Annotated in this window: 28 protein-coding genes; 9 read left to right on the top strand and 19 right to left on the bottom strand. The window is 63.0% G+C overall.

Going from position 1 to position 24,909, the window contains the following annotated elements; all coding sequences use genetic code 11:
* Nucleotides 1-180: 180 nt before the first annotated feature.
* From rplL to DQ229_RS06965, 7 genes are all read right to left on the bottom strand, one after another.
* Nucleotides 181-561: a 50S ribosomal protein L7/L12 gene (gene rplL, locus DQ229_RS06995; RefSeq protein WP_114965543.1), complete on the bottom strand. Its 381-nt coding sequence runs from the start codon at nucleotides 559-561 to the stop codon at nucleotides 181-183.
* A 69-nt stretch (nucleotides 562-630) separates the two neighbouring features.
* Nucleotides 631-1,146, bottom strand: coding sequence for a 50S ribosomal protein L10 (rplJ, locus tag DQ229_RS06990; RefSeq protein WP_114965542.1), 516 nt, complete (start codon nucleotides 1,144-1,146; stop codon nucleotides 631-633).
* A gap of 290 nt (nucleotides 1,147-1,436) precedes the next feature.
* Nucleotides 1,437-2,135 (bottom strand): 50S ribosomal protein L1, encoded by a 699-nt coding sequence (gene rplA / locus DQ229_RS06985; RefSeq protein ID WP_114965541.1) that lies wholly within the window; start codon nucleotides 2,133-2,135, stop codon nucleotides 1,437-1,439.
* A 3-nt stretch (nucleotides 2,136-2,138) separates the two neighbouring features.
* A complete protein-coding gene (rplK, locus tag DQ229_RS06980; protein ID WP_114965540.1) occupies nucleotides 2,139-2,567 on the bottom strand; it encodes a 50S ribosomal protein L11 in 429 nt (142 codons plus the stop codon).
* Nucleotides 2,568-2,674: 107 nt separating this feature from the next.
* The gene (gene nusG / locus DQ229_RS06975; protein ID WP_114965539.1) at nucleotides 2,675-3,208 is read right to left on the bottom strand and encodes a transcription termination/antitermination protein NusG; all 534 of its coding nucleotides are present in this window, start codon (nucleotides 3,206-3,208) and stop codon (nucleotides 2,675-2,677) included.
* 195 nt (nucleotides 3,209-3,403) lie between these two features.
* Nucleotides 3,404-3,601, bottom strand: a complete 198-nt coding sequence (secE, locus tag DQ229_RS06970) for a preprotein translocase subunit SecE (RefSeq protein WP_114965538.1) — start codon at nucleotides 3,599-3,601, stop codon at nucleotides 3,404-3,406.
* 56 nt (nucleotides 3,602-3,657) lie between these two features.
* A complete protein-coding gene (locus tag DQ229_RS06965) occupies nucleotides 3,658-4,527 on the bottom strand; it encodes a hypothetical protein (protein ID WP_162300778.1) in 870 nt (289 codons plus the stop codon).
* A gap of 216 nt (nucleotides 4,528-4,743) precedes the next feature.
* Between DQ229_RS06965 and DQ229_RS06960 the strand changes: the two genes are divergently transcribed.
* Nucleotides 4,744-5,241, top strand: coding sequence for a MarR family winged helix-turn-helix transcriptional regulator (locus tag DQ229_RS06960; RefSeq protein WP_238380986.1), 498 nt, complete (start codon nucleotides 4,744-4,746; stop codon nucleotides 5,239-5,241).
* A gap of 17 nt (nucleotides 5,242-5,258) precedes the next feature.
* Here DQ229_RS06960 and DQ229_RS06955 read toward each other — a convergent pair whose 3' ends face one another.
* Complete coding sequence (locus tag DQ229_RS06955) at nucleotides 5,259-6,191, bottom strand: LysR family transcriptional regulator (protein WP_162300776.1); 933 nt, start codon at nucleotides 6,189-6,191, stop codon at nucleotides 5,259-5,261.
* A 115-nt stretch (nucleotides 6,192-6,306) separates the two neighbouring features.
* On the opposite strand from DQ229_RS06955, the gene DQ229_RS06950 reads away from it, so the two are divergent.
* Both DQ229_RS06950 and pcaD read left to right on the top strand, forming a co-directional pair.
* Nucleotides 6,307-7,410 (top strand): LLM class flavin-dependent oxidoreductase, encoded by a 1,104-nt coding sequence (locus DQ229_RS06950; RefSeq protein WP_114965534.1) that lies wholly within the window; start codon nucleotides 6,307-6,309, stop codon nucleotides 7,408-7,410.
* Nucleotides 7,407-8,255, top strand: a complete 849-nt coding sequence (gene pcaD / locus DQ229_RS06945; protein ID WP_114965533.1) for a 3-oxoadipate enol-lactonase — start codon at nucleotides 7,407-7,409, stop codon at nucleotides 8,253-8,255. Before DQ229_RS06950 ends, pcaD begins: the two co-directional genes overlap by 4 nt.
* A gap of 99 nt (nucleotides 8,256-8,354) precedes the next feature.
* On the opposite strand, the gene DQ229_RS06940 is transcribed toward pcaD, so the two are convergent.
* On the bottom strand, nucleotides 8,355-8,975 hold the full coding sequence (locus tag DQ229_RS06940; protein ID WP_162300775.1) for a TetR/AcrR family transcriptional regulator: 621 nt from the start codon (nucleotides 8,973-8,975) through the stop codon (nucleotides 8,355-8,357).
* 7 nt (nucleotides 8,976-8,982) lie between these two features.
* Between DQ229_RS06940 and DQ229_RS06935 the strand changes: the two genes are divergently transcribed.
* A complete protein-coding gene (locus DQ229_RS06935) occupies nucleotides 8,983-10,137 on the top strand; it encodes a cyclase family protein (protein ID WP_238380985.1) in 1,155 nt (384 codons plus the stop codon).
* The gene (locus DQ229_RS06930; RefSeq protein ID WP_162300774.1) at nucleotides 10,134-10,766 is read left to right on the top strand and encodes a glutathione S-transferase family protein; all 633 of its coding nucleotides are present in this window, start codon (nucleotides 10,134-10,136) and stop codon (nucleotides 10,764-10,766) included. Before DQ229_RS06935 ends, DQ229_RS06930 begins: the two co-directional genes overlap by 4 nt.
* Before the next feature lie 15 nt (nucleotides 10,767-10,781).
* Here the strand turns inward: DQ229_RS06930 and DQ229_RS06925 are convergent, their stop codons facing one another.
* The 6 genes from DQ229_RS06925 to DQ229_RS06900 all read right to left on the bottom strand — a co-directional run bounded on the left by DQ229_RS06925 (nucleotide 10,782) and on the right by DQ229_RS06900 (nucleotide 18,084).
* Nucleotides 10,782-11,975, bottom strand: a complete 1,194-nt coding sequence (locus tag DQ229_RS06925; protein WP_114965530.1) for an FAD binding domain-containing protein — start codon at nucleotides 11,973-11,975, stop codon at nucleotides 10,782-10,784.
* A gap of 124 nt (nucleotides 11,976-12,099) precedes the next feature.
* A complete protein-coding gene (locus tag DQ229_RS06920) occupies nucleotides 12,100-12,867 on the bottom strand; it encodes an SDR family NAD(P)-dependent oxidoreductase (RefSeq protein ID WP_114965560.1) in 768 nt (255 codons plus the stop codon).
* The gene (gene hisD, locus DQ229_RS06915; protein ID WP_114965529.1) at nucleotides 12,867-14,192 is read right to left on the bottom strand and encodes a histidinol dehydrogenase; all 1,326 of its coding nucleotides are present in this window, start codon (nucleotides 14,190-14,192) and stop codon (nucleotides 12,867-12,869) included. Before hisD ends, DQ229_RS06920 begins: the two co-directional genes overlap by 1 nt.
* A 168-nt stretch (nucleotides 14,193-14,360) precedes the next feature.
* Nucleotides 14,361-16,736 (bottom strand): xanthine dehydrogenase family protein molybdopterin-binding subunit, encoded by a 2,376-nt coding sequence (locus DQ229_RS06910; protein WP_114965528.1) that lies wholly within the window; start codon nucleotides 16,734-16,736, stop codon nucleotides 14,361-14,363.
* Entirely contained in the window at nucleotides 16,733-17,227 is a 495-nt protein-coding gene (locus DQ229_RS06905) for a (2Fe-2S)-binding protein (protein ID WP_114965527.1), read from the bottom strand. Before DQ229_RS06905 ends, DQ229_RS06910 begins: the two co-directional genes overlap by 4 nt.
* Nucleotides 17,224-18,084 (bottom strand): FAD binding domain-containing protein, encoded by an 861-nt coding sequence (locus DQ229_RS06900; protein ID WP_114965526.1) that lies wholly within the window; start codon nucleotides 18,082-18,084, stop codon nucleotides 17,224-17,226. The genes DQ229_RS06905 and DQ229_RS06900 overlap by 4 nt, the downstream gene beginning before the upstream one ends.
* 148 nt (nucleotides 18,085-18,232) lie before the next feature.
* Here DQ229_RS06900 and DQ229_RS06895 point away from each other — a divergent pair, with 148 nt between their 5' ends.
* Nucleotides 18,233-18,748, top strand: coding sequence for a redoxin domain-containing protein (locus tag DQ229_RS06895; RefSeq protein WP_114965525.1), 516 nt, complete (start codon nucleotides 18,233-18,235; stop codon nucleotides 18,746-18,748).
* A 117-nt stretch (nucleotides 18,749-18,865) separates the two neighbouring features.
* On the opposite strand, the gene DQ229_RS06890 is transcribed toward DQ229_RS06895, so the two are convergent.
* From DQ229_RS06890 to DQ229_RS06875, 4 genes are all read right to left on the bottom strand, one after another.
* Nucleotides 18,866-19,282: a cupin domain-containing protein gene (locus DQ229_RS06890; RefSeq protein ID WP_114965524.1), complete on the bottom strand. Its 417-nt coding sequence runs from the start codon at nucleotides 19,280-19,282 to the stop codon at nucleotides 18,866-18,868.
* 77 nt (nucleotides 19,283-19,359) lie between these two features.
* Entirely contained in the window at nucleotides 19,360-20,037 is a 678-nt protein-coding gene (locus DQ229_RS06885; RefSeq protein ID WP_114965523.1) for a GntR family transcriptional regulator, read from the bottom strand.
* 196 nt (nucleotides 20,038-20,233) lie between these two features.
* Nucleotides 20,234-21,163 (bottom strand): TRAP transporter substrate-binding protein, encoded by a 930-nt coding sequence (locus DQ229_RS06880; RefSeq protein ID WP_114965522.1) that lies wholly within the window; start codon nucleotides 21,161-21,163, stop codon nucleotides 20,234-20,236.
* Nucleotides 21,164-21,444: 281 nt separating this feature from the next.
* Nucleotides 21,445-22,137, bottom strand: coding sequence for a GntR family transcriptional regulator (locus tag DQ229_RS06875; protein WP_114965521.1), 693 nt, complete (start codon nucleotides 22,135-22,137; stop codon nucleotides 21,445-21,447).
* Between the two features lie 371 nt (nucleotides 22,138-22,508).
* Here DQ229_RS06875 and DQ229_RS06870 point away from each other — a divergent pair, with 371 nt between their 5' ends.
* The 3 genes from DQ229_RS06870 to DQ229_RS06860 are packed head-to-tail and all read left to right on the top strand — an operon-like array spanning nucleotide 22,509 to nucleotide 24,909.
* Nucleotides 22,509-23,402: an NAD(P)-dependent oxidoreductase gene (locus DQ229_RS06870; protein WP_162300772.1), complete on the top strand. Its 894-nt coding sequence runs from the start codon at nucleotides 22,509-22,511 to the stop codon at nucleotides 23,400-23,402.
* 60 nt (nucleotides 23,403-23,462) lie between these two features.
* Complete coding sequence (locus DQ229_RS06865) at nucleotides 23,463-24,356, top strand: AEC family transporter (protein WP_114965519.1); 894 nt, start codon at nucleotides 23,463-23,465, stop codon at nucleotides 24,354-24,356.
* A gap of 52 nt (nucleotides 24,357-24,408) precedes the next feature.
* Entirely contained in the window at nucleotides 24,409-24,909 is a 501-nt protein-coding gene (locus DQ229_RS06860) for a tripartite tricarboxylate transporter TctB family protein (RefSeq protein WP_114965518.1), read from the top strand.

Below are 24,909 nucleotides of genomic sequence, written 5' to 3'. Positions count from 1 at the left end.
TGAGTTCCATTCCCGCAGACCGTCCCACCGGCCTGCTCCCGAACTCCTGACCTGCCCCGGGACAAGACTCGAGCCTTGCGGCATCCAAGCCCTGTCCGAAAACAGGCTTGGCCGGGCCCGGAAATTACTCCGGACCCAGCCTGTTCAATGCGTATCGGCGCGCGTCACGCGCCCGACCGATTACTTCAGCTCGACCTTGGCGCCAGCCTCTTCGAGCTTCTTCTTGATCTCTTCGGCTTCGTCCTTCGAAGCCGCTTCCTTCACGGCCTTGCCGCCAGCTTCGACCAGGTCCTTGGCCTCTTTCAGGCCCAGACCGGTGATCGCGCGAACTTCCTTGATCACGTTGATCTTCTTGTCGCCCGCATCGACGAGGATGACGTCGAACTCGGTCTGCTCCTCGGCAGCGGCAGCTTCGCCACCAGCAGCAGGACCAGCCATCATCACGGCGCCGCCAGCGGCGGGCTCGATGCCGTATTCATCCTTGAGGATGGTTTTCAGTTCCTGGGCCTCGAGCAGCGTGAGGTTCACGATCTCTTCGGCAAGTTTTTTCAGATCAGCCATTTTACAGTTTCCGTTCTTTCAGGTGTTTCCCGACGCAGGGTCATGCAGCCTGCGAAAGTCTCACGTTGCTCAGGCGGCCTGCCGGTCCTCGATGGTCGAGAGGATACCGGCAATGTTCGAAGCAGGTGCGCCAATGGCCCCGGCCAGGTTCGACGCCGGAGCACCGATGCACGCCGCGATCGAAGAGATGAGCTCTTCGCGCGACGGCATCTTGGCCACAGCCTCGACACCTTTGCGGTCCAGCGCCGAGCTGCCCATAGCACCACCAAGGATCACAAGCTTCTTGTTGTCCTTGGCGAAGTCCTCGACCACCTTCGCCGCGGCGACGGGATCTTCGGAATAGGCGAGCACGGTCATGCCCGAAAGAAGGTTGCCGATGCTTTCGCAGGGCTTCCCCTCAAGGGCGATCTTGGCGAGCCTGTTCTTGGCCACACGCACAGCCCCGCCCGCAGCACGCATTTTCGCGCGCAGGACCTGCATCTCGGCAACCGTGAGGCCTTCGTAATGAGCTACGACGACCACGCCAGAGCTTTCGAAGATCTGGCCGAGTTCCTCGACCACTTTCTCTTTCTGGGCTCTATCCACAGTTTCACTCCAAGTTTGAGAGGCTTGCGCCTCCCGGCTCTGTTTTGCCTGTGGGATATCCCGCAGGCATTCGGGTCCGCTTCAGGGTCCCGAGGCCAGGATCGCCCGAGGTCGCTCACCCCCGGCAAATCAGTCTCGTTCCCCATCTCGGGCAGGAGATTAAGCCGTGGCAGACCCACGGCACCCACCGTCTCGGACAGGACAGGGCGGAAACCTTGCGGGCCGCCCCGCCATCTTCCGGCAAGCGCCGGAAAATCTTGTTCAGCCGGGCCGAAAGGCCCGGCCCTGCATCAGTTGCCCGTGGCCGATGTCAGATCGACACTGACCCCCGGCCCCATGGTCGAAGACAGCGACACCTTCTTGAGGTAGGCGCCCTTTGCCCCGGCGGGCTTGGCCTTGGCCACGGCATCGACAAAGGCGCGCAGGTTCTCGGCCAGCTTGGCCTCGTCGAACGATGCCTTGCCGATGCCTGCGTGAATCACGCCTGCCTTCTCGACCTTGAACTGAACTTCACCGCCTTTGGCCGACTGCACAGCCTGCGCGACATCCATCGTCACCGTGCCGACCTTGGGGTTCGGCATCAGGTTGCGCGGGCCCAGGATCTTGCCCAGGCGCCCCACCAGCGGCATCATGTCCGGCGTCGCGATGCAGCGATCGAACTCGATCTTGCCCGACTGGATGGTTTCCATCAGGTCTTCGGCACCAACGATGTCCGCACCGGCCTCTTTTGCTTCATCGGCCTTGGGGCCGCGGGCAAAGACGGCAACGCGCACGGTCTTGCCGGTGCCGTTGGGCAGAGTCACGACACCGCGCACCATCTGGTCGGCGTGGCGCGGATCGACACCGAGGTTCATCGCCACCTCGACGGTTTCATCAAACTTGGCAGTGGCATTCGCCTTGATGAGGCTCACAGCCTCTTCGACGCTGATATCGCGCTTGTCGGCGACGGCGGCGCGGGCCGCACGGGTACGTTTTCCGATCTTGGCCATGACTTACCCCTTCACCTCGATACCCATCGAGCGCGCCGACCCGAGAATGATCTGCATCGCGCCCTCGATATCGGTAGCGTTCAGATCCTTCATCTTGGCTTCGGCGATCTCCTTGACCTGCTTCTTGGTCACGGTGCCTACGGTCGCGCGGCCCGGCGTCTTGCCGCCCGACTGAAGCTTGGCGGCCTTCTTCAGGAAATAGGACGCCGGCGGCGTCTTGATTTCCATGGTGAAGGACTTGTCCTGGTAATAGGTGATCACGGTCGGGCAGGGTGCGCCCGGCTCCAGCTCCTGCGTGCGGGCATTGAAGTCCTTGCAGAACTGCATGATGTTGATCCCGCGCTGACCCAGCGCCGGACCGACGGGCGGCGAGGGGTTGGCCTGCCCCGCCTTGACTTGCAGCTTGAGCTGCCCAACAACCTTCTTGGCCATCTCGCCTACTCCTTTTTCTCACCACCGCACCGGACGCGTCCGGGCAGCTTTGCGGTTACGTGGTCCGGCCCCGAAGCGCGCCCCGGGCACCTCCCACATGCAGCACGTCAGGTGCCCTTGGTCACCTGCGTGAATTCCAGCTCGACCGGGGTCGCCCGGCCGAAAATCGACACCATCACCTTCAGGCGGCTGTGCTCGTCATCGACATCCTCGACCATGCCGGAAAAGCCCTCGAACGGCCCGTCAGTGACCTGCACCTGCTCACCCACTTCGAAGCGGATCAGGCTGCGCGGTGCCTCCTGCCCTTCCTCGACACGGTTGATGATGGTGTTGACCTCTTCATCGCGCATCGGCATCGGCTTGCCCTGCGGCCCGAGAAAGCCCGTCACCCGGTTGATCGAGCTGATCAGATGATAGGCGCGGTCCGACATCTCCATGCGCACAAGAACGTAGCCCGGCATGAAGCGCCGCTCGCTCGTGACCTTCTTGCCGCGCCGCACCTCGAGCACTTCCTCGGTCGGGACGAGAACCTCTTCGATCTCGTCCTCCAGCCCCGCATCGGCCGCGGCCTGGCGAATCTGCTCGGCGATCTTCTTTTCGAAATTCGAGAGCACGCTCACCGAATACCAGCGCTTCGCCATGCGTCCATTACCTCGTATCCACCGGCGGCAGCGCCGGAAATCTCATTCACTTCAGGCAGTTCTGCCGACGATTCCGAACAAAAAACAGCGCGCATTCCGAATCGATGCACGCCGCTGGCCGGATTGTCTGGCGGAACTAACGCCAAAATCATCGCAGTTCAAGGCCGTAAGCCTCAACAACCCACTGCGCCGCACTTATCCGAACAGCGTAAGCACCGCAGACAGCCCCGTGCGGATCAGCCAGTCGACGAAAAAGAAGAAAACCGCAGTGAGCGAGGCCATGATGAACACCATGACCGTCGTCAGCAGCACCTCACGCCGATTGGGCCATGTGACCTTGGCCGTTTCGGCGCGCACCTGCTGCATGAACTGGAGGGGGTTCGTTTTTGCCATCTGGCGCACCTGTCCGGGGAAACCTGCGGGTCAGATACCCTCTTGTGCTGGGGTTTTCAACCCTCGCACCGCTCCAGCATATGCACGCCCGCCATCGCGCGCAGCGCCGACAGATCGTCGGCGTAGGCCCGCGCAATCCGTGCACGTGCCTCGTCATCGAAAGGCATGATCCCGGCCTCGCCAGGGCGCTTGGGAAAACGGGCGCGGGCCGTGCGCGGCGTTTCGGCACTGGCCCGGCCCAGCGCAAGTTCCTCCATGATCCATTCATGCGCCCGCGCCGACAGCCCCGGATGCACCACACCCTCGGTCAACTGGACCTTCTGCGCCAGATCCGCCGGCAGCATCCGGGCAAACACGGCGGGCGCGATTTGCGGCCAGTCTTCATATCGCCAGATCGTGATGCCCTGAACGCCCGGAACACCTGCCAGGCGCCCGGCCAGGTCGGCCCAGCGCAGCGCCGACGGGTCACACCCGGCAAGATAGCTGTCGAAGGGCTCGATCACGCCGCTGACCAACCGCTGCCCGTAGCTGGAAACCAGAAACCCGGCAGGGTCGCGCACCGCGAGGAACAACTGCACCGGCCGCTCACCCAACAACCCTGTCACCCGCGCCAGACGTTCGGGGGCCTCCGGATACAACCGCCCGGATTCGGCGGGCTGCGCAGGCAGCGCACTGCCGAGGATGTTCTCCTCTGAAAGCAGAACCCGCTTTTCGCCAGCCACCGCCTCGGCGAAGCGGCGGGCGGCGGCTTCGCTGCGCGGCCCGCCCTGCGCAATCAACCCCAGCCGGAACCCCCCGGCACGCAGATCGGTCGGATCGAGGTAATTCAACCCGGCAGCAGAAAACGCCGCGCGGCAAGCGCGCAGACTGTGCTGAAGATGCGTGCTGGCCGTCTTGTGGGCCCCGATATGCAGCGCGACAGCCATTACCGTGGCCACGATACATCGCCATCACGACGCATTGCCGTCAGGGCACGCAGACAGGCAGACGCCACCCCGCAAAAGACAACCCGAGGCGCATCGGCAAGCAGCGGCATCACTCCCCGCACTGCCATGAAGGACTGCACTTTCTTGCTCATTTTTTTTCCCGGTTTGATCCGATATTTCTCCCGAGATGCGGGATCGTTTCACAGTGCAGTGGTCTTGGCAAATATCAAGGGCAAGCCGGGCCGCCGCACCAGCGCCAAGGCCCCCCGGCCCCGTTTATTCATCCTGATCCTTTTCCGAGAAGGTGACGACTTCGCCGCCATTGGCCTGCCAGCTTTCTTCCAGTTCGACGACGACCTCCACCCCGCGGGTCGAGAACAGCTCCTACGGCTGCGTGATATCGCGCATCTGACGGCGATCGACAATTCCACGCTTTCACGCCTGGTTTCCACCTTGCACAAACGCCGGCTGCTGGCCCGGCGCCGGTCGGTCAGGAACAAGCGCGAGGTCGTGATCACCCTCACCCCCAAGGGCCGCGAGCATATGCAGATGCTCATACCCGCCGCAGTAGAACACGTCGAAAGAATGACCGCCGGCATCCCCGCCAGCGACATTGAAACCACCAAGGCGACGTTGACCAGAATATTCGAGAATCTCGACACCCTGCCGGACCGGCAACCGGCCCTCAAGGAATCCGTGCTCAAGGCCCTCTGACCGACGCGTCCACGCGGTTATTCAGCCGGCGTCATCGTTCTTGCTGAAAAATCCGACATAAGCTGAAAAATCTCGTCGCGCAGAGTTTCAAGGAATGCGCGCGCGGCGGGGCTGGCGGGATGGCGGGCACGCTCGATCACCACGAATTCGGAACGCAACGGCGGATTGGCCAGCGGGTTGACCCTGCGCTGCGTCCCGTCGGCATCGGCCACACAGATGATGCCGGGCAGCACGGTCACCCAGTCGGACCGGGCGACCAACTCCAGCGTACCGAACATCGAATCCATTTCCAGCAGCCGCGCGACCTGCACGCCATGTGTGGCGAAATAGGATTCGAGCTTTGAGCGGCGCACATTGGTCTTGCCAGGCACGACAACCTTGAGCGGTCCAAGGTCGGCAAGGCATACGGGACGAAGATGCGCCAGGCCGCGCTTGGGGTTTGAAAGCAGCATCTCGCTGTCCTCGCTCAACGGTGCGGCGGCAAGGCCGGCAAGATCGCCGCCGCCCGGCACGATGGCGAAATCCAGCGCCCCGGTGCGCACCATGTCCGAAAGCGCACCGCTGTAGCCTTCGATCACTTCCAGCCGGACCAGCGGATGCGTATGCAGGAAACGCTCGACCGCGGAGGCCAGCGCAGCGCGCGTGAAGGTGGGCATGAGCCCGACGCGCACATCGCCTGCCACCCCCCCGGCGGCGGTTTGCACCTCGGCGACACCAACATCGATTGCCCTGAGCGCAGCCAGCGCGTGCCGGTAGAACAGTCGACCCGCAGCGGTTGGCAATACCCCGTCGCTGCGGCGTTCGAACAGCGCGGTGCCAAGTTCGCCCTCGATCGCGGAAACATGCTGCGAAATCCCCGATTGGGTCGCATTCTCCCGCTGGGCGGCGCGGGTGAAGGCGCCTTCCTCATAAACGGCAACGACAGAGCGGAGCTGACGCAAACTGGGCATATTCGCCTGTATCAGAAAGCCTAATAGGTTTGTCAAATAAATATAATTTTTCATTAACTGTCGCCAGCGTTAATTTCACCAAATCCGAAAGGTTGGATAAAGCGGAGGGAATGTCGTGCGTATCGGGTTCTTCACAATGCCGATTCATCCGCTGGGCAAGGACTGGCGCCAAAGCCTGGCCGAAGACCGCGAGGCATTCCTGCTTGCGGACGAGTTGGGCTTCAACGAGGGATATGTAGGCGAGCACGTCACAGACGCCGCTGAAAACATTACCTCGTGCGCGATGTTCATCGCGTCCCTGGCCAATGCCACAAAGAATATCCGCCTGGGCACCGGCACGGTGAACATGCCCAACAGTCACCCCGCTGCCGTGGCCGCGCAGGTCGCCATGCTCGACCATATGCTCGACGGGCGCTTCAACTTCGGGATCAGCCCGGGCGGGCTGGCCTCGGATGCCGAGGTGTTCGGCAATCTTGATGCCGACCGCGCCGCGATGTTCCTTGAAGGCATCAACATGGTGCTGAAGATATGGGAAAGTGAGCCGCCCTATAATATTGAAGGCCAGTTCTGGAAGGTCAGCACCGAGCGCACGGCGATGACCGATATCGGCCAGGGAATACTGCCCAAACCCCTGCAACGCCCCCATCCGCCAATCATCGTGACGGCCGTCGCGCCCTTTTCCAAAGGCGTGACCGAGGCCGCCGCGCGCGGCTGGGACCCGATCAGCGCCAACTTTCTCATGCCGGAATGGGTGAAAAGCCATTGGCCGAAATATGCCGAGGGCTGCGAACGGGCTGGACGGGCGGCCGAGCCGGCCAACTGGCGTGTCGCCAAATCGGTCTTCGTGGCCGATGATCTGGCAACCGCGCGCGCCTATTCCACCGACCCCGACAGCCCCTACAGATTCTACTACGACCAGCTTCTAACGAAGATGCGCAAGCACAACCGCCTGAACCTGTTCAAGCCCGACCAGAACATGCCGGACGATGAAGTGACCCTTGATATGGTCATGGATCGACTGGTGATCTGGGGCACCCCCGACAAGGTGAGCGACGAGGTCCTTGCCTTCCGTGAAGAGGTCGGCGACTTCGGCACGCTGCTTTACGCCGGCAAGGATTGGGCAGACCGGGATCTCGGCCGCCGCTCGATGATCCTTGCGGCCGAAAAGGTGATGCCGGCGGTCAACAGTGCGATCGACAAGCAGGTGGCGGCGCAATGACGGAGCAGATGATTTCAGGCCCGTCGGGCGAATTGTTCACCCGGGTGGACGGCCCGGAAGGCGCGCCCTGGATCGTGCTGTCCAACAGCCTGGGCGCCAGTTCCGGAATGTGGCGGCCCCAGATCGACATGCTGACCGGGCATTACCGGGTGTTACGCTACGACACCCGCGGCCACGGGCGCAGCGCAACGCCGCCGGGCGACTGGAGCTTTGATGATCTGGTCGCCGACGTCATCGCGGTGATGGACGCCCATGATGTAACCCGCGCCGATTTCCTGGGGCTTTCCCTGGGCGGCATGACCGGGCTGGGTGTCGCCCTGCGGCATCCCGAACGGCTGCGGCGGCTGGTGGTTGCCGATGCGCGCGCCGATGCGCCCGAAGCGTTCCGCGAAAATTTCCTGGCCCGTCTGCGCAAGGTCGAGGCTGGCGGGATCGAGGCGATCGCCGACGCCACACTCGAGACCTGGTTTACCGAAGCATGGCGGCAGGCCAACCCCGACGAGCTTGCCAAAGTGCGAGCGATGATTCTGGGCACCGATCCTGCCGGCTATGTAAGGTGTTGCCACACCTTGCGAACGCTCGACTACCTGAAAGACCTGGGCCGCATCACGATCCCGGTTCTCTACCTGGGGGGCGATCGCGATGCCGGGGCGCCGCCCGATGTCATGCATGACATGGCCGATGCCACCCCGCGCGGCCAATTCGAGCTGATCCCCGACGCGGCGCATGTCTCCAACATAAGCAACCCGCATGTTTTCAACTGCTCGGTTGAACGGTTCCTGACCGGCGCGCAGGAGATCACGCAGCCGGCACATCCAGCAAAGTTTGTGCCGCAAGGGACGTGATACGCCCTGGCGCCACGCGTCCGGGGGGCGGCCACACCGTTGCCATGAGCTTGTGCTGCGCACCGCGCTGAGAGGGAAACCGCCACGCGTCTGCCCCCCTCAGCGCGATGCCTTTTCGACAATTTCGCGCACGATTGGCGGCGCGGTGGTAAGGTACATGTCCACGGCACAAGTGGCGGTCAGGGAATAGTCAACCGATCTTGCCGTGCAGTAAATATGCTCGCGGATGCCCTGGTAAAACATCGTTCCGTGCATGATCCAGGCCAGTTCCATCTCGGCATCGGTGATCGGCATGTCGCGTGAAAGCCCGATCTCGTGACGGAGTTCACCGCAGATGGGCTTGATGATCAGTTCGCCCACACGCCCGATATAGCGTGTATTGATATCCAACCCGCGCAGACCGGCGAAAAAGAAGATCCGCATCCAGCGGCGGTTGAAGATGGCCTGGCTGTAGGACTCGTAGAAATCCAGCAGCCGCGCGCGCAGGGGAAGCTGGCGGTCGCAGATGGTGGCCGTCCAGGCGTCGTTCCACTGGCTGACATAGACCTTCCGGTAGACCTCGTTGACAAGATCGTCCTTGCTGTCGAAATAGCGGTAGATGAGCGGCTGGCTGACGCCGAGGCGTCTTGCCAGCTCTCTCGTGCCGGCCTCGAAACCCTCTTCCGAAAAGAACTCGACAGCCTTCTCGACCAGAAGCTTCTTGCGCTTTTCGGGCTCCAATCGCGAAATGCGTTTTGGCGGCTCGCTCTTTGGTTTGCCGGTCGCGCTCAACTCACTGCATCCCATATTGATAGACGTCAAACGAATCGCGGTATCTGGACAAGCTTTAACATCAATTCACCACCTCAGAGAGCAGATTGACATCGGCTTTTTATCACCTGATAAATATGCTGCAATGCAAATCGGTAGAGAAGGGGCGCGTCAGATGCCGATGACCGTGAACCGGGCCGCGATTTACGAAGCCGCTGAAAAGCTGTCCAACTGGGGCCGCTGGGGAGATGACGACGAACTTGGCACCCTCAACCTGGTGTCACAGCAGGATGTGGTCGACGCCGCCAAACTGATCCGCAAGGGCAAGACCTTTGCCCTTGGCCTGCCGCTCGACGAAAAGATCCAGTCCGGCCTGTTCGGCGGCAGGTGGAACCCGATCCACACCATGCTTGCCACCGGAACCGACGCGGCAGCCGGCAACCAGGATGTGGGCGACGCCTTTCTGCGCTATGCCGATGATGCGATAAACCTGCCGTGCCAGTGCTCGACGCAATGGGATGCGCTGGCGCATATCTTTCTCGATGACAAGATGTGGAACGGCTATCCCGCGCAGCTCGTCGATGCCACGGGCGCCCGAAAGAACGGGATCGAGAACTACCGCGACAAATGCGTCGGGCGCGGCGTTCTGCTTGACGTCGCACGCTACAAGGGTGTGGAGGCGCTGGACACCGGCTACCCCATAACCAACGAGGATCTCGACAACACCGCCAAGGCCCAGGGGGTCGAAATCCGGCGCGGGGATTTCGTGATCGTTCGGACCGGACACCAGGAAGCCTGCCTGAAGAGTGGCGATTGGGAAGGCTATGCGGGCGGGGATGCGCCCGGCCTGGCCTTTGAAACCTGCTACTGGATTCGCGAACACGACATTGCCGCCATCTGCGCCGATACCTGGGGCTGCGAGGTCAGACCGAACGAGACGACCGAGGCGAACCAGCCCTGGCACTGGGTGGTGATCCCCGCGATCGGCATCGCTATGGGCGAGATCTACTTCGTCAAGGAACTGGCTGAAGACTGCGCGGAAGACGGGGTTTACGAATTCTTCTTCTGCGCGCCACCGCTGCATCTGCCCGGTGGATGCGGCTCGCCCGTCAATCCGCAAGCCATCAAGTGACCTTGCAGCTCTGGGGCAGGGCAAGTTCCGTCAATGTCCAGAAGGTTCTCTGGGCGTTGGACGAGCTTGGGCTGCAGTACGAGCGCCATGACGCCGGCGGCAAGTACGGCGTGGTGGATACTGACGAGTTCGTGCGGCTCAACCCCAACCGCCGCGTGCCCGTGTTACAGGATGGCGCGCTGACCTTGTGGGAATCGCAGGCAATCCTGCGCTACCTTGCCCTGCGCGAGGGGCGACTTCTGCCTGATGGTCTGGCGGATCGGGCGCACTGCGATCAATGGCTGGCTTTCACCGATACCACCTTGATGCCCCCTTTCATCGGGGCGTTCTGGCAGATGGTCCGCATGTCCGAGGCAGCGCGCAACACCGAAAAGCTGGCCGGGCACCGCCGGGCGTTTCAGGCGGCGCTGCGCATCATGGACGGGCAGTTGCGGAACGGGCCATGGTTGGGCGGTGCGACCTTCAGCATTGCCGATATCGCGGCGGGAACGCCAATGTTCCGGGCGGCCGACCTGGGGCTGGTGCCCCAGGGTCTGAGCCATCTCGGGCATTGGCATGAAAGGCTGCGCGCACGGGAAGGTTTTCGCCGCCATGTCGCCACCTCCTACGACGAGCTGAAGGCAGGCTGACCGCGCCGCGGGATGTCAGCCCTGCACGGGCACGACAGCCGTCTCGGCAACGATGCACTCCATGTTGGCATTGCTGCGCCCGTCGCTGTTGGCCCCCTGCCCTTCGAAGATCATCGCGCCAAGGCGGCGGGCGGCATCCATTGCAAGGCGGGCCGCGGGCTGACGCTCGTCCGAATAGGCGGCCAGCGCATCTGCCGGGTCGCCATGTGTGGCCAGGTGCCGGGCTAGCGCCTCGGCATCGCAGGCCGCCTTGGTGACACCCATCCCGATATGCGGCCGGGCAACACAGGCGGCATCGCCTGCCAGCGCAACGCGCCCCGCGGCAAAGCTGGGGGAAAGATGGTCATAGATCGGAGTGAAGAAGGGCTGCTCCGACTTGTCGAGTATTTCCACAAACTGCGGCGGCAGCAGGCGCCGGGCAAGCGCGGCACCGCGCGCGGCCACATCGGGCCGGACAAGCGGCGGCGGGATCGACAATCCATGTTGCCGCCCCGCACTGTCGGTCAGCATGTCGCGCAGGTCTTCACTTTCTACCGGCAAATACCAGACAAAGTTGAACCGCCTGTGGCCGGGGCGCAGATCATTTCCCGGCCCGGCGATCGGATACCCCACGATCTGCGTGCCGCTGGGCAGGTACAGCGCGAAATAGGGGAAGACCGACTTGCGCACCTGCTCGGAAAGGTCGGCCTCGTTCGCAAGGGCGCGCCAGACGACATAGCCCGAATAGATCGACTGAACCTGCGGCAGCATCTGCCCGCGCACCGCCGAACGGAAGCCGTCGGCACCGATCAGGATGTCGGCTTCGATGCTGCCCGTATCGGTCATCACCTGCACGGAGCCGCCGCGATCCCGATAGCCGGTGACATTCACGCCAAGCCGGTAACTGCCCGCCGGTTGTCGCGCTCTGAGCAGCGAATGCACACGATCCCACGATGTGACCACCTGCGGCAGGGGGCGTCGGGCAACCTCGTGGCCAGATCTGTCATAAACCACACGCTCGTGAACCTGCACACCCAGGTCTTCGGTCGTGGCGCCGGTCTCGCGGATCAACCGGTTCAGGATGTCATGCGTGACGATCCCCGCGCCGCGCCCGGAAAGCTCGGTCTCGGAGCGCTCCAGAACCGTAACCTCCCAGCCCGATTTGCGCAGCAGGCTTGCCGCGAACAACCCGCCGATGGAGCCTCCTGAAACGATTGCGCGCCGGCTCATGCTGCGTCCTCTCGGAAGGGTAGTCTGCACTTGTCTGTCGCCATGTGATTATCCCGGTAGCAGGCGAAACCACAACCATGCAACGCGGCGCACAGCGCCGTGGCCGCTCCGAAGTTCTGCCCTGCTATTCAGCCGTCCAGCCACCATCGACCCGAAGCGACGTGCCGGTGACAAGGGCCGAGGCCGGCGAGGCCAGATAGACCACGGCGCCCATGATATCCTCGACCTCGCCCACACGACCAAGCTTGATCCTGCTTTCGATCCAGGCGCGGCGCTCGGGATTGTCGAAGGTGGATTGCGTCAGCGGGGTCCGGATGAAGGTGGGGCTGAGGGTGTTCACCCGGATGCCATGCCCGCCCCATTCGATCGCCATGGTCTTGGTCATGCCTTCGACGGCATGTTTGGCGGCGCAGTAGACACCACGATCAATACCGCCGACATGCCCCATCTGGCTGGAGATCTGGATGATGGACCCGGGCCGCCCGGCCTGCACCAACCCCCGCGCCACCGCTTGCGCCAGAAAGTATGCAGCACGCACATTGACGTTCATGACCGCGTCGAAATCCTCGGGCGTGGTCTCAAGGGCGGGACCATGCCGCGCGTGGCCCATGGAATTTACCAGCACATCGAACGGCCCGTTCTCGGCCACGGCCGAGCGCATGGCGTCAATATCAGTCAGGTCAAGCGCCAGCCCCTCCGCCGTGCCGCCCAGATCGGCCATGGCCGCCACCGCATCACGCAGCCTGTCGGCCCCGCGCGCAGCCATGAAAACATGCGCGCCCGACTGAACCAGCGCCGCCGCACAGGCCAGCCCGATCCCCGAAGACGCGCCGGCCACCAGGGCGCGGCAACCATCGAGCCGGAAGGAGGGAAGTTGCGGGGCGACTGCCATCATTCCACCTCAGGGGTTCCGGCGGCTGCACCATAAGGCACATTGCGTCCCCCGTAGCGGCGCACCCGGACATTGCATTGTTCCGCATGGCCGACGAACCCTTCCAGCATGCACAGGCGCGAGCCATACTCGCCCATCATCGCCGCGGCCTCGTCGGTCAGCACCTTCTGGTAGCTGTGCGTCTTGAGAAACTTGCCCACCCACAACCCGCCGGTATATCGGCCGGCCTTCCTGGTGGGCAGGGTGTGGTTGGTGCCGATCACCTTGTCACCGTTGGCCACATTGGTCCGCGGGCCAAGAAACAGCGCGCCGTAGCTGGCCATGTTCTCCAGATACCAGTCGTCGCGGTCGGTCATCACCTGCACATGCTCATAGGCCATGTCATTTGCCACCTGCAGCATCTCGTCATGGCTGTCGCACAGGATCACCTCGCCATAGTCGCGCCAGCTGATTGCAGCGGTTTCCGCAGTGGGCAGTATGGCAAGCAGGCGATCGACTTCCGCAAGCGTGTCCTCGGCCAGCTTGCGGGAATTGGTGATCAGACAGGCGGGCGAGTTGTAGCCGTGTTCAGCCTGGCCAAGCAGATCGGTTGCGCATAGTTCGGCATCCACCGTGCCATCGGCGATCACCATGGTTTCGGTCGGCCCTGCGAAAAGGTCGATCCCCACACGCCCAAAAAGCTGGCGCTTGGCCTCGGCCACGAAGGCATTTCCGGGGCCGACCAGCATGTGAACCGGGTCAATCGTCTCGGTTCCAAGTGCCATTGCGCCTACGGCCTGAATGCCCCCCAGAACATAGATTTCATGTGCGCCGCCCATATGCATGGCCGCGACAATGGCGGGGTGCGGCTCGCCCTTGACCGGCGGGGCCGCGGCCACGATGCGTGGCACACCGGCCACTTGCGCCGTCAACACCGACATATGCGCACTGGCCACCATCGGAAACTTGCCGCCCGGCACATAGCAGCCGACCGACTGCACGGGGATGTTGCGGTGGCCCAGAATGATACCCGGCAGCGTTTCGATCTCGAGGTCGGTCATGGTGGCGCGCTGCGCCTCGGCAAAACGGCGGATCTGGGTTTGCGCGAAACGTATATCCTCCATGTCGCGCGCGCTGACCTTCTGCATCGCGGCTTCGATCTCCGATGCGCTCAGCCGAAAGCTCCCGCGCTCGAAACCATCGAACTTCCGGCTCAGATCACGAACGGCGGCATCCCCGCGCGCTTCTATGTCGGCAAGGGTCCCTTCGACCACCGCGCGCGTGTTCGCGTCGTCCTGCGCGCGGTCCGCTTCGGGTTTTCCCCGCTTCAGATACTGGATCGCCATGACGCGTGCTCCCTTCCGTTCCGACCGGTTGACTACGAGAGTGCGCCGAACCTGCGCGGCGCTATCTATCAATTGATAATTTACGCCGAATGCAAGCGCAAGATCAGGCTCGGGCCAAGCATTGCAGAAGCGCCGGCCCTGCGCAGCCGCCATCGCGGCGGCGTTGTGTCAGACCCGGCCCAGCGCGCGGAGTATCCGCTCGGGCGTCATCGGCATCTGCGCCATATGCGCCCCCAGAGGGCGCAGAGCATCGTTGACCGCATTCATCACCGCGCCCGGAGCACCGGCCGTTCCCGCCTCGCCCGCCCCCTTGGCACCCAGTTCAGATGTGCGCGTGGGTGTAACGACATGGGCGATGTGAATATCGAGCATCTCGCTGGCCATCGGCACGAGATAATCCGCCATCGTCGCGTTCAGAAGCTGCCCATCCTGCGAATAGAGACACTCCTCAAACAGCGCGCCGCCGATCCCCTGCACCACGCCACCGCGAATTTGCTCGTCCACGAGCTTTTCGTTGAGGATCGTTCCCACATCCTCGACAACCCAATGCCCGAGAAGCTTTACCATGCCCGTTTCCGGATCGACCTCGACATAAGAGGCCATCGCGCCATTGGTGAAGACAAACGGGTAATCCGAGACCTTGAAATGCCGGCTGGCGATCAACTCGGGCTGCAACCCTTCAGGCAGTTCGTTGCCGCGATAATAGACCATGCGGGCAAGGTCGGACAGCGGGATGCGGGGCTCCAGACTGTCGGCATCCACCACCTGCCCTTCGCATAGGTCGAGCTTCTCGGGCCTTGTCTGCAAGATCGCCGCCGCCGTGGCGAGAATCTGCTGGCGCAAGGCGCGCGCGGCCTGATACATCGCCTCGCCCCCGATGCCGGCACCGCGCGAGGCCCAGGTGCCCCCGCCATATGGCACGACCGCCGTGTCGCCGGTGACAACATGCACGGTCGAAATATCGACGCCCATCACCTCGGCCGCGATCTGGGCAAGTATCGCTTCGGTTCCCTGCCCCTGCTCGGTGATCGAGTTCGAAACATGCACCGCGCCCGACGCATCGAGCCGCACGCTCGCGCCATCCTGCGCCGCGATCGGCGCGCCGCCGACGCCATAGAACATCGGCGAGGGGTTCGTGACTTCAACCATGCTGACCAGTCCGATGCCACGGTAGACCCCCTGCTGCCGCAGCCGGTCGCATTCGGCCCGCAGCGTCTTGTAGTCCATCAGGTCGAGCAGCTTTTCGAGGCACGCCTGATGCGACAGATCGGCGAAACGCATCCCCTGCGGCGAGGCCGAGGGGTAGCTGTCATCGGCGCGCAGGTTGAGGCGCCGTAATTCCGCTGGGTCGCGCCCGCTAGCCGCGGCCATTTCATCCATCAGCCCCTCCATCACCGCCATGGCGATGGGGTGGCCCACGGCGCGATACTGGCACATGGGCACCTTGTTCTGGAACACGACCCGCAGCCGCGCGCGATACGCGGGCAGATCGTAGGGCGCGCCGGTAAGGTTGATCACCTGGTTGCCCTCGATCCCCGATGAGCGCGGATAGACGCTGTAGGGGCCGATCCCGGTGATGTCGTCGATCTCGACCGCGGTAAGCCTGCCCTCGCCATCAATCGCAGCCCGCGCGGTGATCCGGTGATCGCGGGCGTGGATGTCGGACTGGAAGCTCTCCAGCCGGTCAGCCACGAACTTCACCGGGCGGCGCAGCAGCTTCGAGGCCGCCAAAGTCGCCATCTCGTCGCCATAGGTATGGATCTTGATTCCGAACGAGCCGCCCACGTCCTGGGCCACCACCCGCACGCGGGCTTCGGGCATGTTCAGGTGCCGCGCGATAACCGCCTGCATCATATGGGGGGCCTGCCCCGAATAATGCATGGTCAGCCGGTCCTCGGCCGGGTCGTAATCGGCGATCACGGCGCGCGGCTCCAGCGTCACGCCGGTGTGGCGCCCGAAGGTGAAACTTCGTTCGACCACCGTGGCCCCTTGTGCGGCAAAAGCGGCGTCGACATCACCGACCTCGATCTTGCGCTCCCAGCACAGGTTGCTGTCAAGCTCGGGGTGAATGCGCGGCGCCTCCGGGGCGAGCGCTGCTTGCATGTCACACACGGGCACAAGCGGCTCATACTCCACTTCGATACGCTCAAGCGCATCTTCGGCGGCCGCACGGCTATGGGCCACCACCATGACCACCGGCTCGCCCTGCCAGCGCGCCACGTCGCGCGCCAGCGCCGGCTGCGGAGGCGAGCGCATCCCCGACAGATGGGTAAGCACGCCTACCCAAGGTGTCATGACCTGCGCGATGTCGTTACCGTCGAACACCGCCACCACCCCGGGCATGGAGCGCGCGGCGGCGGCGTCGATTCGCAGAATGCGCGCATGGGCGTGCGGCGAGCGCAGGAAGGCCGCGTGGAGCATCCGTGGCAGAACCTTGTCATCGACATAGCGGCCCCGCCCGTGCAGAAGGCGAACCGCATTCGGGCGCGGCACCGATTTGCCGATATAGCTGTTCGGACGGTCGTAACGGGTTGTCACACTCATGCGCCTGCTCCTGCCTTGCCGGCACGCGTGCGCGCCACTTCCTCGACGGCATCGACGATGGATTGATACCCGGTGCACCGGCAGTAATTGCCCGAGATGTGATCGCGGATCGTGGCACGATCCGGAACGCCCCCCTGCGCCAGCAACTCGGCTGCAGAAACCAGCATACCGGACGAGCAATAGCCGCATTGCACAGCGTTATGCCGGTGAAATGCGTCGAGAAGGTCGGCTTCGGCGCCGCTGTCGGCCAGCCCTTCTATGGTTTCGATTTCGGTGCCTTCCGCCTGCACGGCCAGCATCAGGCAGCTGCGCACGGATGCCCCGTCCAGCCGCACCGTACAGGCGCCGCATACCCCGTGTGCGCATCCCAGATGCGTCCCGGTAAGCGCGGCAACTTCCCTCAGGAAATCGACGAGCATCATGCGTGGCGCGACGGTCGCGGTGATCGGCTCGCCATTGATGCTGAGTGTTATCTGAACAGGCGCGCTCATACCCGGTTCTCCTCGTCGCTGATCCTGTCCAGTTCGCGCCGCAGCAGAACAGCCGCATAATGGCGCTTGGTGCTTTCGGCGGCGTTCATGTCACCGAACACGTCAAGCCCGTCGGTTGCGCAGGCTGCGCATTCTTCCGGCGCGGCCCCGGCGACAATGGCCGCCTCGGCCGACGGGCTGCGGACCGCCCGGTCGGCAATGCCGAAGAAGACGATGCGCGCCCAATCGCGCCCCGCACCCGTGCGGGGGCCAAGCATCATGGCAAGGCCCGCCATCGCATAATCGCCACGGCGGCGCGCAAGCTCGGCAAATCCGTGGCACGCGCCGGCTGGCGGAATGGGAATTTCCACATGCGTGAGCAGTTCGCCGGGTTCCAGCGCCGTTTCGTAAAGCCCGAGGAAGAATTCATCAGCCGCGACCCTTCGCGGCCCATCGGGGCCGAGCAGATGCATTCTGGCCCCCAGGGCAAGCGCGCAGGCGGGCATTTCCGCGGCAGCGTCAGCCAGCGCGATGGAGCCTCCGAACGTGCCGCGATTGCGGATGGCGGGGTGCGCCACCTCGTGGATCGCCTGTGCGACCAGCGGCAGATGCTTGGCGATTTCCACACTCGCCGCGATCTCGGCATGGCGCGTCAACGCGCCGATCTTCAAGGCGCCCTCGACCCGGCGTATCCCGCGCAACGCGCCGATACGCCCGATATCGATCAACATGCAGGGCTCATCGAGCCGGAAATTCAACGCCGCAAGCAAGCTCTGGCCACCTGCCAGAAATCGCGCGTCTTCACCGGCCTCGCGGGCAAGGGCCACCGCCTCCTCGGCAGTGGCGGCGCGTCTGTAAGCAAAGGAGCTGCTCTTCATCCTCGGTGTTCCTGCCTGTCCTCGGTGTTCCTGCCTGGTCAGGGCGTCCATCCTGCTTGCGCAATGTGACGAAAACATCGTTTGCAATTCTTATCTATCGGTTGATAAATAGCAACCGGAATGCGAGAGGATCAAGAGGAGGATTGCCATGACACGCCTGCACCCGGGTTCAAAAGCGCCCGCGCTCTCGGTCGAAACCCTTTCGGGGCCGTGGAGCCTGGCCGAACAAACCCCGGAAACCTTTTCAATGGTGGTCTTTTACAGGGGGCTGCATTGCCCCGCCTGCAAAGCCTTCCTTTCCCAGCTGGAAGGGCTGTTGCCCGACTATGCAGCCACTGGCACGGATGTGATTGCCATATCCATGGATACCCGCGCCCGCGCCGAGCAGTCGGCAAGAGACTGGGGTCTGGAGCATCTTGCACTCGGCTACGGGCTGACCGAAGCACAGGCGCGCGACTGGGACCTTTACCTAAGCGAATCGATCAAGGAGGCCGAAAGCCCGCTGTTCTGCGAGCCGGCGCTTTTCCTGATCGACCGTGACGATGCAATCTACCTCGTGAATATCGCAAGCATGCCGTGGCCCCGGCCCGACATCGCCACCCTGCCCGCCAAGATCAGATTCGCGACCGGAAACAACTATCCCCCACGCGGCACCAAGAGCTAAGGCGCCCGTCCGCAGCTTCGGCGGCATCAGCAGGCCAGCCTGCCGCCGGGGCAATCGCAATTGCCCGGGCTCAGGTCAGCTTGCCGACGGGCGCGCGCCCGGAGCCGTGCGCCCGTTTCAGGCGGGAACCTTTAGCCGCACGCTGTCGGGCACATCCAGCGGCGGGTTCGCGCTTTGCTTGAACTCGACCGTGGTGAACAGAAGATCCGTGTCGCCGATATTCTCGACGCAGTGCAGCATGTATTCCCCCTTGCCGTAATTCAGGTGCTTGGTGTCGCCGGGGAAATGCGTCACGTCACGCACGCTGCCATCCTCGAAATAGCCGCGGGCCTTGCCGTGGCTGTGGCAGGTCCAGAAATAATCGAGCACATGGCGATGAAAGGTGCAGCGCTTGCCCACCGGCAAATGCAGATGCCAGACGCGGACGCGGTCGGTTTCAGACACCAGAACGCTGCCCACGCAGCCGTTATGGGTATTCTCCTGCATCTCTTTCTGCAGCCCCTCGGGCCAATCGGCAAAGCGGTTGTCAGTCATTGCGGCTATCTCTCCTCTCCTTGTTTGATCGTGCAGTCACCGGAAAGGCGCGGGCTGCACCGGCTACGGCAGCTGGCTCAGATGTTTGCGGGGTTGGTGTCGATAATGGACGCGGCTTCAAGGCTGTCCAGCACCCGGCGGCGCGAGGCCTCGATATGCTCGCGCGTCAGCCGGGCTGCGCGGCGGCGGTTGCGTTCGCGGATCGCATCGATCAACTGCCCATGCTCGGCCACGAATGTATCAAGCGAGAGGTCGGCGGCCTGCGAAACGCTCACATAGGTCAGCCGGTCGAACTGTTCGAGCGTCTCGCAGGTGATGCGCCCCAGTCGCCGATTGCCGCAATAACGTGCGATATGGCTGTGAAAGGCCCGGTTATAGGTGATCCAGTCGGCCAGAGCGGGGCAATCCGGTGCGCTGCGGTATTGCTCAAGCTCGCGCAGGATCGAATCCGAGGCCGTGTCGATCAGCATGAGCGTGCACTCACGTTCAAGCACATGACGCAGGCCATACATATCGCGCACATCGCTCACATCTATCCGCCGCACCCTGTAGCCACGGCGGGGCAACACCTCGACCAGGCCCTGCGTTTCCAGTTTGAGAAGTGCATCCCGGACGGGCGATTTGCTGACTGAAAATCGCTCCACCAGATCCTTCTCGCGTAATTGCTGACCTGGCTTCAGCACACAGGACAACATCTCTGAACGCAGACGTTGATATATATTCGTGCGCACAAGATCCTGGTTTTTGTCAACCATGGCCACTTCAGCTTTACTGTCAGAACCGCAGACACAATCAGTAAATTATGGCGCCATGCCTGACAAGCCCACGCCCGTGGCTGCCCCGACGACACCATTTTCAGGCGTCATGATATTTCAGAGTGACGCATTTCCCGGTGGCAGCACTGCGCAAGAGGCCACGGAGCGCGGCGACGCGAAAACGCAGCCTGCCGGGTCAGGATGACAGATAAGCACGGAAAAGCCGCTCGGGCAGGCTGGCTTGCTGGTGGGCGACGACCGCAGCGCAGGCGGCCTTGAAGGCGGCGCGATCCATTTCACCGAGGTCAGTCACCTCAACCCCATCGGCACGCAGCCGATCAAGCGCGGACTCATCCGCCTGCCGTGCCAAATGGCGCTGGTGTGCAGTTGCGGCATCGGCGGCCTCGGCAATGGCGCCCTGGAGCTCAGCGGGCAGCGCGGCCGCCCAGGCTTCATTGCACAGAAACAGCGCCACGCCAAAGAAATGCCCGCTCAGTGTCAGATGCTTGTGATGGACCTGGATATCGAACCCCACGGTATTGGTCAGCGGGTTTTCCTGTGCATCAACGCGGCCTGTCAGGACCGCCTCGCGCAGTTCCAATACATCCGTCACCACCGGCGCAAAACCCAGGGCCGCCATCGTCTCGACATAGGTGCGATTGTCGATCGTGCGCACCCGCAGGCCGGTGCAATCTGCCGGCGTCCGGATCGGGTGCTTGCAATTGGTGATGTGGCGAAAACCGTTGTCCCAGAAGCCCAGCACCCGATAGCCGCTGCGCCGCCGCACCGCAGCACGCAACAGCCGGCCCGCCTCGCCATCGAGCGCGTCATGCGCTCGCGCGCGGCAATCGACCGAAAAAGGAAGATCAACAATCCCCAACTCCGGCACCTTGCCCGCCAGGTAGCCCGAGTTCATGTAGCCGGCCTGGAAGGCGCCGCTTTCGATCCCGTCGAAAAGGCTGCGCGCGGTGGCGCCCTTGCGCGTCACGTCATCCTCGCGCGCGATGACAATGCGGTCGCCGACGCGGGCCGCAAGCTCATCGCAAAACCGGGCAATCCCTCCGGTGAGCACCGATCCAGCCCCCTGATACCCACCAAGTCGCATCTGCACGCCTTGCGAAGTCATGCCTTTTCCTTCCTTTTCTTTCCTCGCTGCAGGTGCGCGCCATCTTGCCTGGGCTCAGACCGTCTGCGCAACCAGCCATAGGGGTGCAGGCGCGCCCCGCCTCGGCGATGATCTGCTGCCAATCGGCCGCCGCGCGCGGGGTGCCTGATTTCGAAAGCGCGGCTGCCCAGCCGGTGGGTGACACTGCTTTTTCGGGGCGGGTATGCCATTGTGTGCAGCACTTGCGAGGGCATCCTGCCGCTTCGGCTTCTCCTTTTCTTCGCGACTCTGGACGTCGCGTGTCACAACACGATCGGCGCGCTTTCAAGCGCATCGAACAGCCTTTTGCGTGACCCTTCGATATGCTCGCGCGCGAGTGTTGCAGCACGACGCTTGTCACGCGCCTGCACCGCATCGATGATCATGCCGTGTTCGCGCACGCGATTCCTGAGGCGCAGTTGCTTGGCGCCTGGCACCTCGTCTGTCAGCCGCCGCGACACGCTCATATGGGTCATGCGGTCAAACTGCTCTATCGTCTCGATGCCCAGCCGCGCCAACCGGGAGTTGCCGCAGTTCCTGACAAGGTAGACGTGGAAATTCCGGTTATAGACGTTCCAGTCTTCCAACACGCCATCATCCGGCCCGTCACGAAAGCAATCCAGCCCTTCAAGGGTGGTGGCGTCGCCCGTCTCGATCAGCCGCTGGATAGCCTCGCGCTCGAGAATCAGACGCATCTCATACAGCTCACGCGCATCGGTCAGCGAGATCCGCGTCACACGATACCCTTTGCGAGGGATCACTTCGACCAGGTTCTGCTCCTGCAACTTGATCAGGGCATCACGCACCGGCGATTTGCTGACATTGAAGCGAACCGCGATCTGGCGCTCCTGAAACTGGCTGCCGGGCTGCATGTCGCATGACAAGATCTCCGACCGCAGCGTTTCGTAGACATCAGTACCCGACATTGCCAGAACCCCTGAATCGGCTGACACCATGTTTTACTCCTGCATGATATATCACGGATTCTCCAAAAGCCACTTTCAAGCATACTTCGGAAGGCCTGCTCGCATGAGCGCCTCTCCAAGCCTTCATGCAATATTATGCTTTTACAAATATTTATATCGAACTCTTATACCATATCGAAGCACGGGCAACGCACTGACCCCACATTGAAAGATATCATACATATCAGAAACGATTTCTTGAAAAATGCAAAGCCCTGGCGATACACTCATTTGTGTTGTGCCATCCGCAGGCTCTTGCCAGAGCGACCACCGGCTTGGCACCCACGAATGGAAGTGTGCGGTAACGGCCCGGTCTGGCAATGCGCCTATGCGCGCACCTGACACATGAGCCGAGGGGGGAAATGGCTTACGACGTGGGGTTCATCGGCCTGGGCGTGCTTGGCTCGGCAATTGCGGAAAACATCGTGGCCGCCGGAAAAACCGTTCTGGGCCATGATCCGGCGCCAGCCGCGCGCAAGGCTGCGGTGGCCAGCGGCGTGGTGCTGGCCGACGATGTGCAAGCTGTCGCCCGCGAGGCGCGGCTGCTGTTCACCTGCTTGCCCAATACAGCAGCGCTTCGTGAAGTGGCAGACACGGAAACCGGCATTTCGGCCATACCTGGCCAAGGGCAGATCCTGGTCGAGATGAGCACCCTTGCGGTTGCCGACAAGGAAGCCGCCCGCGATGTGCTCGAGTCGCATGGCCGGCGGGTTCTGGACTGCCCGGTCAGCGGCAATCGGATCATGGCGCTTGCCAAGGGGCTGACGGCCTTCTGCAGCGGCCCCGAAGACGCATATAAAGAGGTGCGCGAAACGCTGCTGACCTTCTGCAAGAAGGAGCACTACCTGGGCGCGTTCGGCAACGGCTCCAAGACGAAATTCTGCGGAAATATCCTCAACCTGGTGCATAACACCGTCGCCGCCGAAGTCATGGTCCTGGCGATGAAATCGGGGCTGGACCCGCAGCAGTTTCACGAGGTGATCTCGGGCAGCGGCTCCAGTTCGGCCATGTTCGAGGTGCGCGGCAAACTGATGGCCGAGAACGATTATGCGAAAGAGGGGATGAACTTCTCCATCCCGCTCAAGGATTCACGCATCATCTCGGAACATGCCGCCGCGCACGGGGCGCCGATTCCGCTCTATCAGGCGGCGCTGCAATTCTATCATGCCGCCAATGCGCAGGGCATGGCGCATCTCGACGCCGCGGCAGTCTGCCGGGTGATGGAACGCATGGCAAATTGCGAACGGCCTTCATGATTCAGTCAGGTCTCCCACCCACACGGCACAGCCGCTTCACCCAGGAGGAGACAATCCGCCTTGTTCGTCCAGATTCTGGCGGTGATTGCGCCTGTTCTTTCGATTGTCGCGCTAGGCTATGTCTGGGCTTGGCGGAGCCTGCCCTTCGACAACGCCACCATTGGCAGCATCGTGCTGAATGTGGGCACGCCCTGCCTGATCTTCTCTACGCTGACAGGGGCCGATATCCGCGTCTCCGAAGTGGGGCTGATCGCGCTGGCGGCGGCCGGGGTGATCGCGGTTTCGACCGCGGTGGGGGTGGCGGTGCTGCGGGCGGCGCGGCTGCCGCTCAACACCTATCTGCTGACGGCAATGCACGGCAATTCGGGCAATATGGGCCTGCCGCTGGCGGCGATGGTCTTCGGGGTCGAGGGGCTGGCACTGGCAATCGCCTATTTCCTGGTCATTTCGATTTCTCAGCACACGCTGGGGCTGGTGATCAGTGCCGGGCGGGTCGAGCTCGCCTCGCTGATGCGCCAACCGATCGTCCATGCCAGCGCGCTGACGGTGCTGGTGCTGCTCACCGAAGCCGAGGTGCCCGCCTGGATCATGCGCACGACCGAGCTTCTGGGCGGCCTCGTCATTCCGGCAATGCTGATTCTGCTGGGGGTGTCGCTGGCGCAACTGAAGGTGGGCGACCTACGCATCGCCTTCGGGATGTCGGCGATGCGCTTTGCCGCCGGAGCGGCCGGGGCGCTGACCGTGATCTTCGCATTCGGGCTGGGTGCTGCCGAGGCCGGTGTTGTCTGGATCATGGCAACGATGCCGGTCGCAGTCATCAACGTGATCTTCGCCGAACGGTTCGCCCGCTCGCCCGAGCGCATTGCCGGGGTGATCGTGGTCTCGACATTGAGCACGCTCGCGGCTTTGCCGCTGGTGGTATGGGTCGCGCTGTGGATTTCCGGACAGACCTGAACAATAGCCCGCGGACGGGCGGGCAGGAACCAGGCGGGGGAGTGCGCGGGTGATGGAGCGCGACAAGGCCGGCGCCGCGCCGCAGTTCAATTTCAACACCGGGATCGCAATCGGCTCGGCGCTTTTCGGCCTCGCGATCATCCTGCTCACACCCTATCAGGTTGCCGAGCCGCCGGCCTTTTTCGGACGCAGCAGCTCGGGCATCAGCCCGCGCATGTTCCCGTATATTGCGGGTATGCTGTTCATCGCGAACGGGCTGATCTTTGCGCTGGCAAGCCTGCGCCTGCGCGAGAACAACATGTTTCGGGGCCTGCCCGGCGTGGCGTATTTCAACGTCGCGTTCGTCCTGGTGGTGATGATCGCCTATGTCGCGCTGCTGCGGCCAGTGGGATATGTGGCCTCCAGCATGTTCGTGGCGACGACGATTTCGCTTTACTACGGCTCGCGCAATCCTGTCGGCATCGGCATCGTTGGCGTGGGGGCGCCTCTCTTCATCTACTTCCTGTTCACGCGAATGCTCAGCGTTTCGCTGCCAGCTTTCCCCTGGGGGTAA

It is taken from the genome of Alkalilacustris brevis (assembly GCF_003350345.1).
Lineage (GTDB): Bacteria > Pseudomonadota > Alphaproteobacteria > Rhodobacterales > Rhodobacteraceae > Alkalilacustris > Alkalilacustris brevis.
Note: the sequence above shows the minus strand (reverse complement) of the source record. Positions and strands in the feature narration are given on the sequence as shown.

What these genes read in the sequence shown, in the direction of transcription:
- rplL (WP_114965543.1), bottom strand. Translation starts at nt 561, where the DNA reads ATGGCTGATCTGAAAAAACTTGCCGAAGAGATCGTGAACCTCACGCTG.
- rplA (WP_114965541.1), bottom strand. Translation starts at nt 2,135, where the DNA reads ATGGCCAAGATCGGAAAACGTACCCGTGCGGCCCGCGCCGCCGTCGCC.
- rplK (WP_114965540.1), bottom strand. Translation starts at nt 2,567, where the DNA reads ATGGCCAAGAAGGTTGTTGGGCAGCTCAAGCTGCAAGTCAAGGCGGGG.
- nusG (WP_114965539.1), bottom strand. Translation starts at nt 3,208, where the DNA reads ATGGCGAAGCGCTGGTATTCGGTGAGCGTGCTCTCGAATTTCGAAAAG.
- secE (WP_114965538.1), bottom strand. Translation starts at nt 3,601, where the DNA reads ATGGCAAAAACGAACCCCCTCCAGTTCATGCAGCAGGTGCGCGCCGAA.
- DQ229_RS06965 (WP_162300778.1), bottom strand. Translation starts at nt 4,527, where the DNA reads ATGGCTGTCGCGCTGCATATCGGGGCCCACAAGACGGCCAGCACGCAT.
- DQ229_RS06955 (WP_162300776.1), bottom strand. Translation starts at nt 6,191, where the DNA reads ATGCCCAGTTTGCGTCAGCTCCGCTCTGTCGTTGCCGTTTATGAGGAA.
- pcaD (WP_114965533.1), top strand. Translation starts at nt 7,407, where the DNA reads ATGACGGAGCAGATGATTTCAGGCCCGTCGGGCGAATTGTTCACCCGG.
- DQ229_RS06935 (WP_238380985.1), top strand. Translation starts at nt 8,983, where the DNA reads ATGCGTTTTGGCGGCTCGCTCTTTGGTTTGCCGGTCGCGCTCAACTCA.
- DQ229_RS06925 (WP_114965530.1), bottom strand. Translation starts at nt 11,975, where the DNA reads ATGAGCCGGCGCGCAATCGTTTCAGGAGGCTCCATCGGCGGGTTGTTC.
- DQ229_RS06920 (WP_114965560.1), bottom strand. Translation starts at nt 12,867, where the DNA reads ATGGCAGTCGCCCCGCAACTTCCCTCCTTCCGGCTCGATGGTTGCCGC.
- hisD (WP_114965529.1), bottom strand. Translation starts at nt 14,192, where the DNA reads ATGGCGATCCAGTATCTGAAGCGGGGAAAACCCGAAGCGGACCGCGCG.
- DQ229_RS06910 (WP_114965528.1), bottom strand. Translation starts at nt 16,736, where the DNA reads ATGAGTGTGACAACCCGTTACGACCGTCCGAACAGCTATATCGGCAAA.
- DQ229_RS06905 (WP_114965527.1), bottom strand. Translation starts at nt 17,227, where the DNA reads ATGAGCGCGCCTGTTCAGATAACACTCAGCATCAATGGCGAGCCGATC.
- DQ229_RS06900 (WP_114965526.1), bottom strand. Translation starts at nt 18,084, where the DNA reads ATGAAGAGCAGCTCCTTTGCTTACAGACGCGCCGCCACTGCCGAGGAG.
- DQ229_RS06895 (WP_114965525.1), top strand. Translation starts at nt 18,233, where the DNA reads ATGACACGCCTGCACCCGGGTTCAAAAGCGCCCGCGCTCTCGGTCGAA.
- DQ229_RS06890 (WP_114965524.1), bottom strand. Translation starts at nt 19,282, where the DNA reads ATGACTGACAACCGCTTTGCCGATTGGCCCGAGGGGCTGCAGAAAGAG.
- DQ229_RS06885 (WP_114965523.1), bottom strand. Translation starts at nt 20,037, where the DNA reads ATGGTTGACAAAAACCAGGATCTTGTGCGCACGAATATATATCAACGT.
- DQ229_RS06880 (WP_114965522.1), bottom strand. Translation starts at nt 21,163, where the DNA reads ATGACTTCGCAAGGCGTGCAGATGCGACTTGGTGGGTATCAGGGGGCT.
- DQ229_RS06875 (WP_114965521.1), bottom strand. Translation starts at nt 22,137, where the DNA reads ATGGTGTCAGCCGATTCAGGGGTTCTGGCAATGTCGGGTACTGATGTC.
- DQ229_RS06870 (WP_162300772.1), top strand. Translation starts at nt 22,509, where the DNA reads ATGGCTTACGACGTGGGGTTCATCGGCCTGGGCGTGCTTGGCTCGGCA.
- DQ229_RS06860 (WP_114965518.1), top strand. Translation starts at nt 24,409, where the DNA reads ATGGAGCGCGACAAGGCCGGCGCCGCGCCGCAGTTCAATTTCAACACC.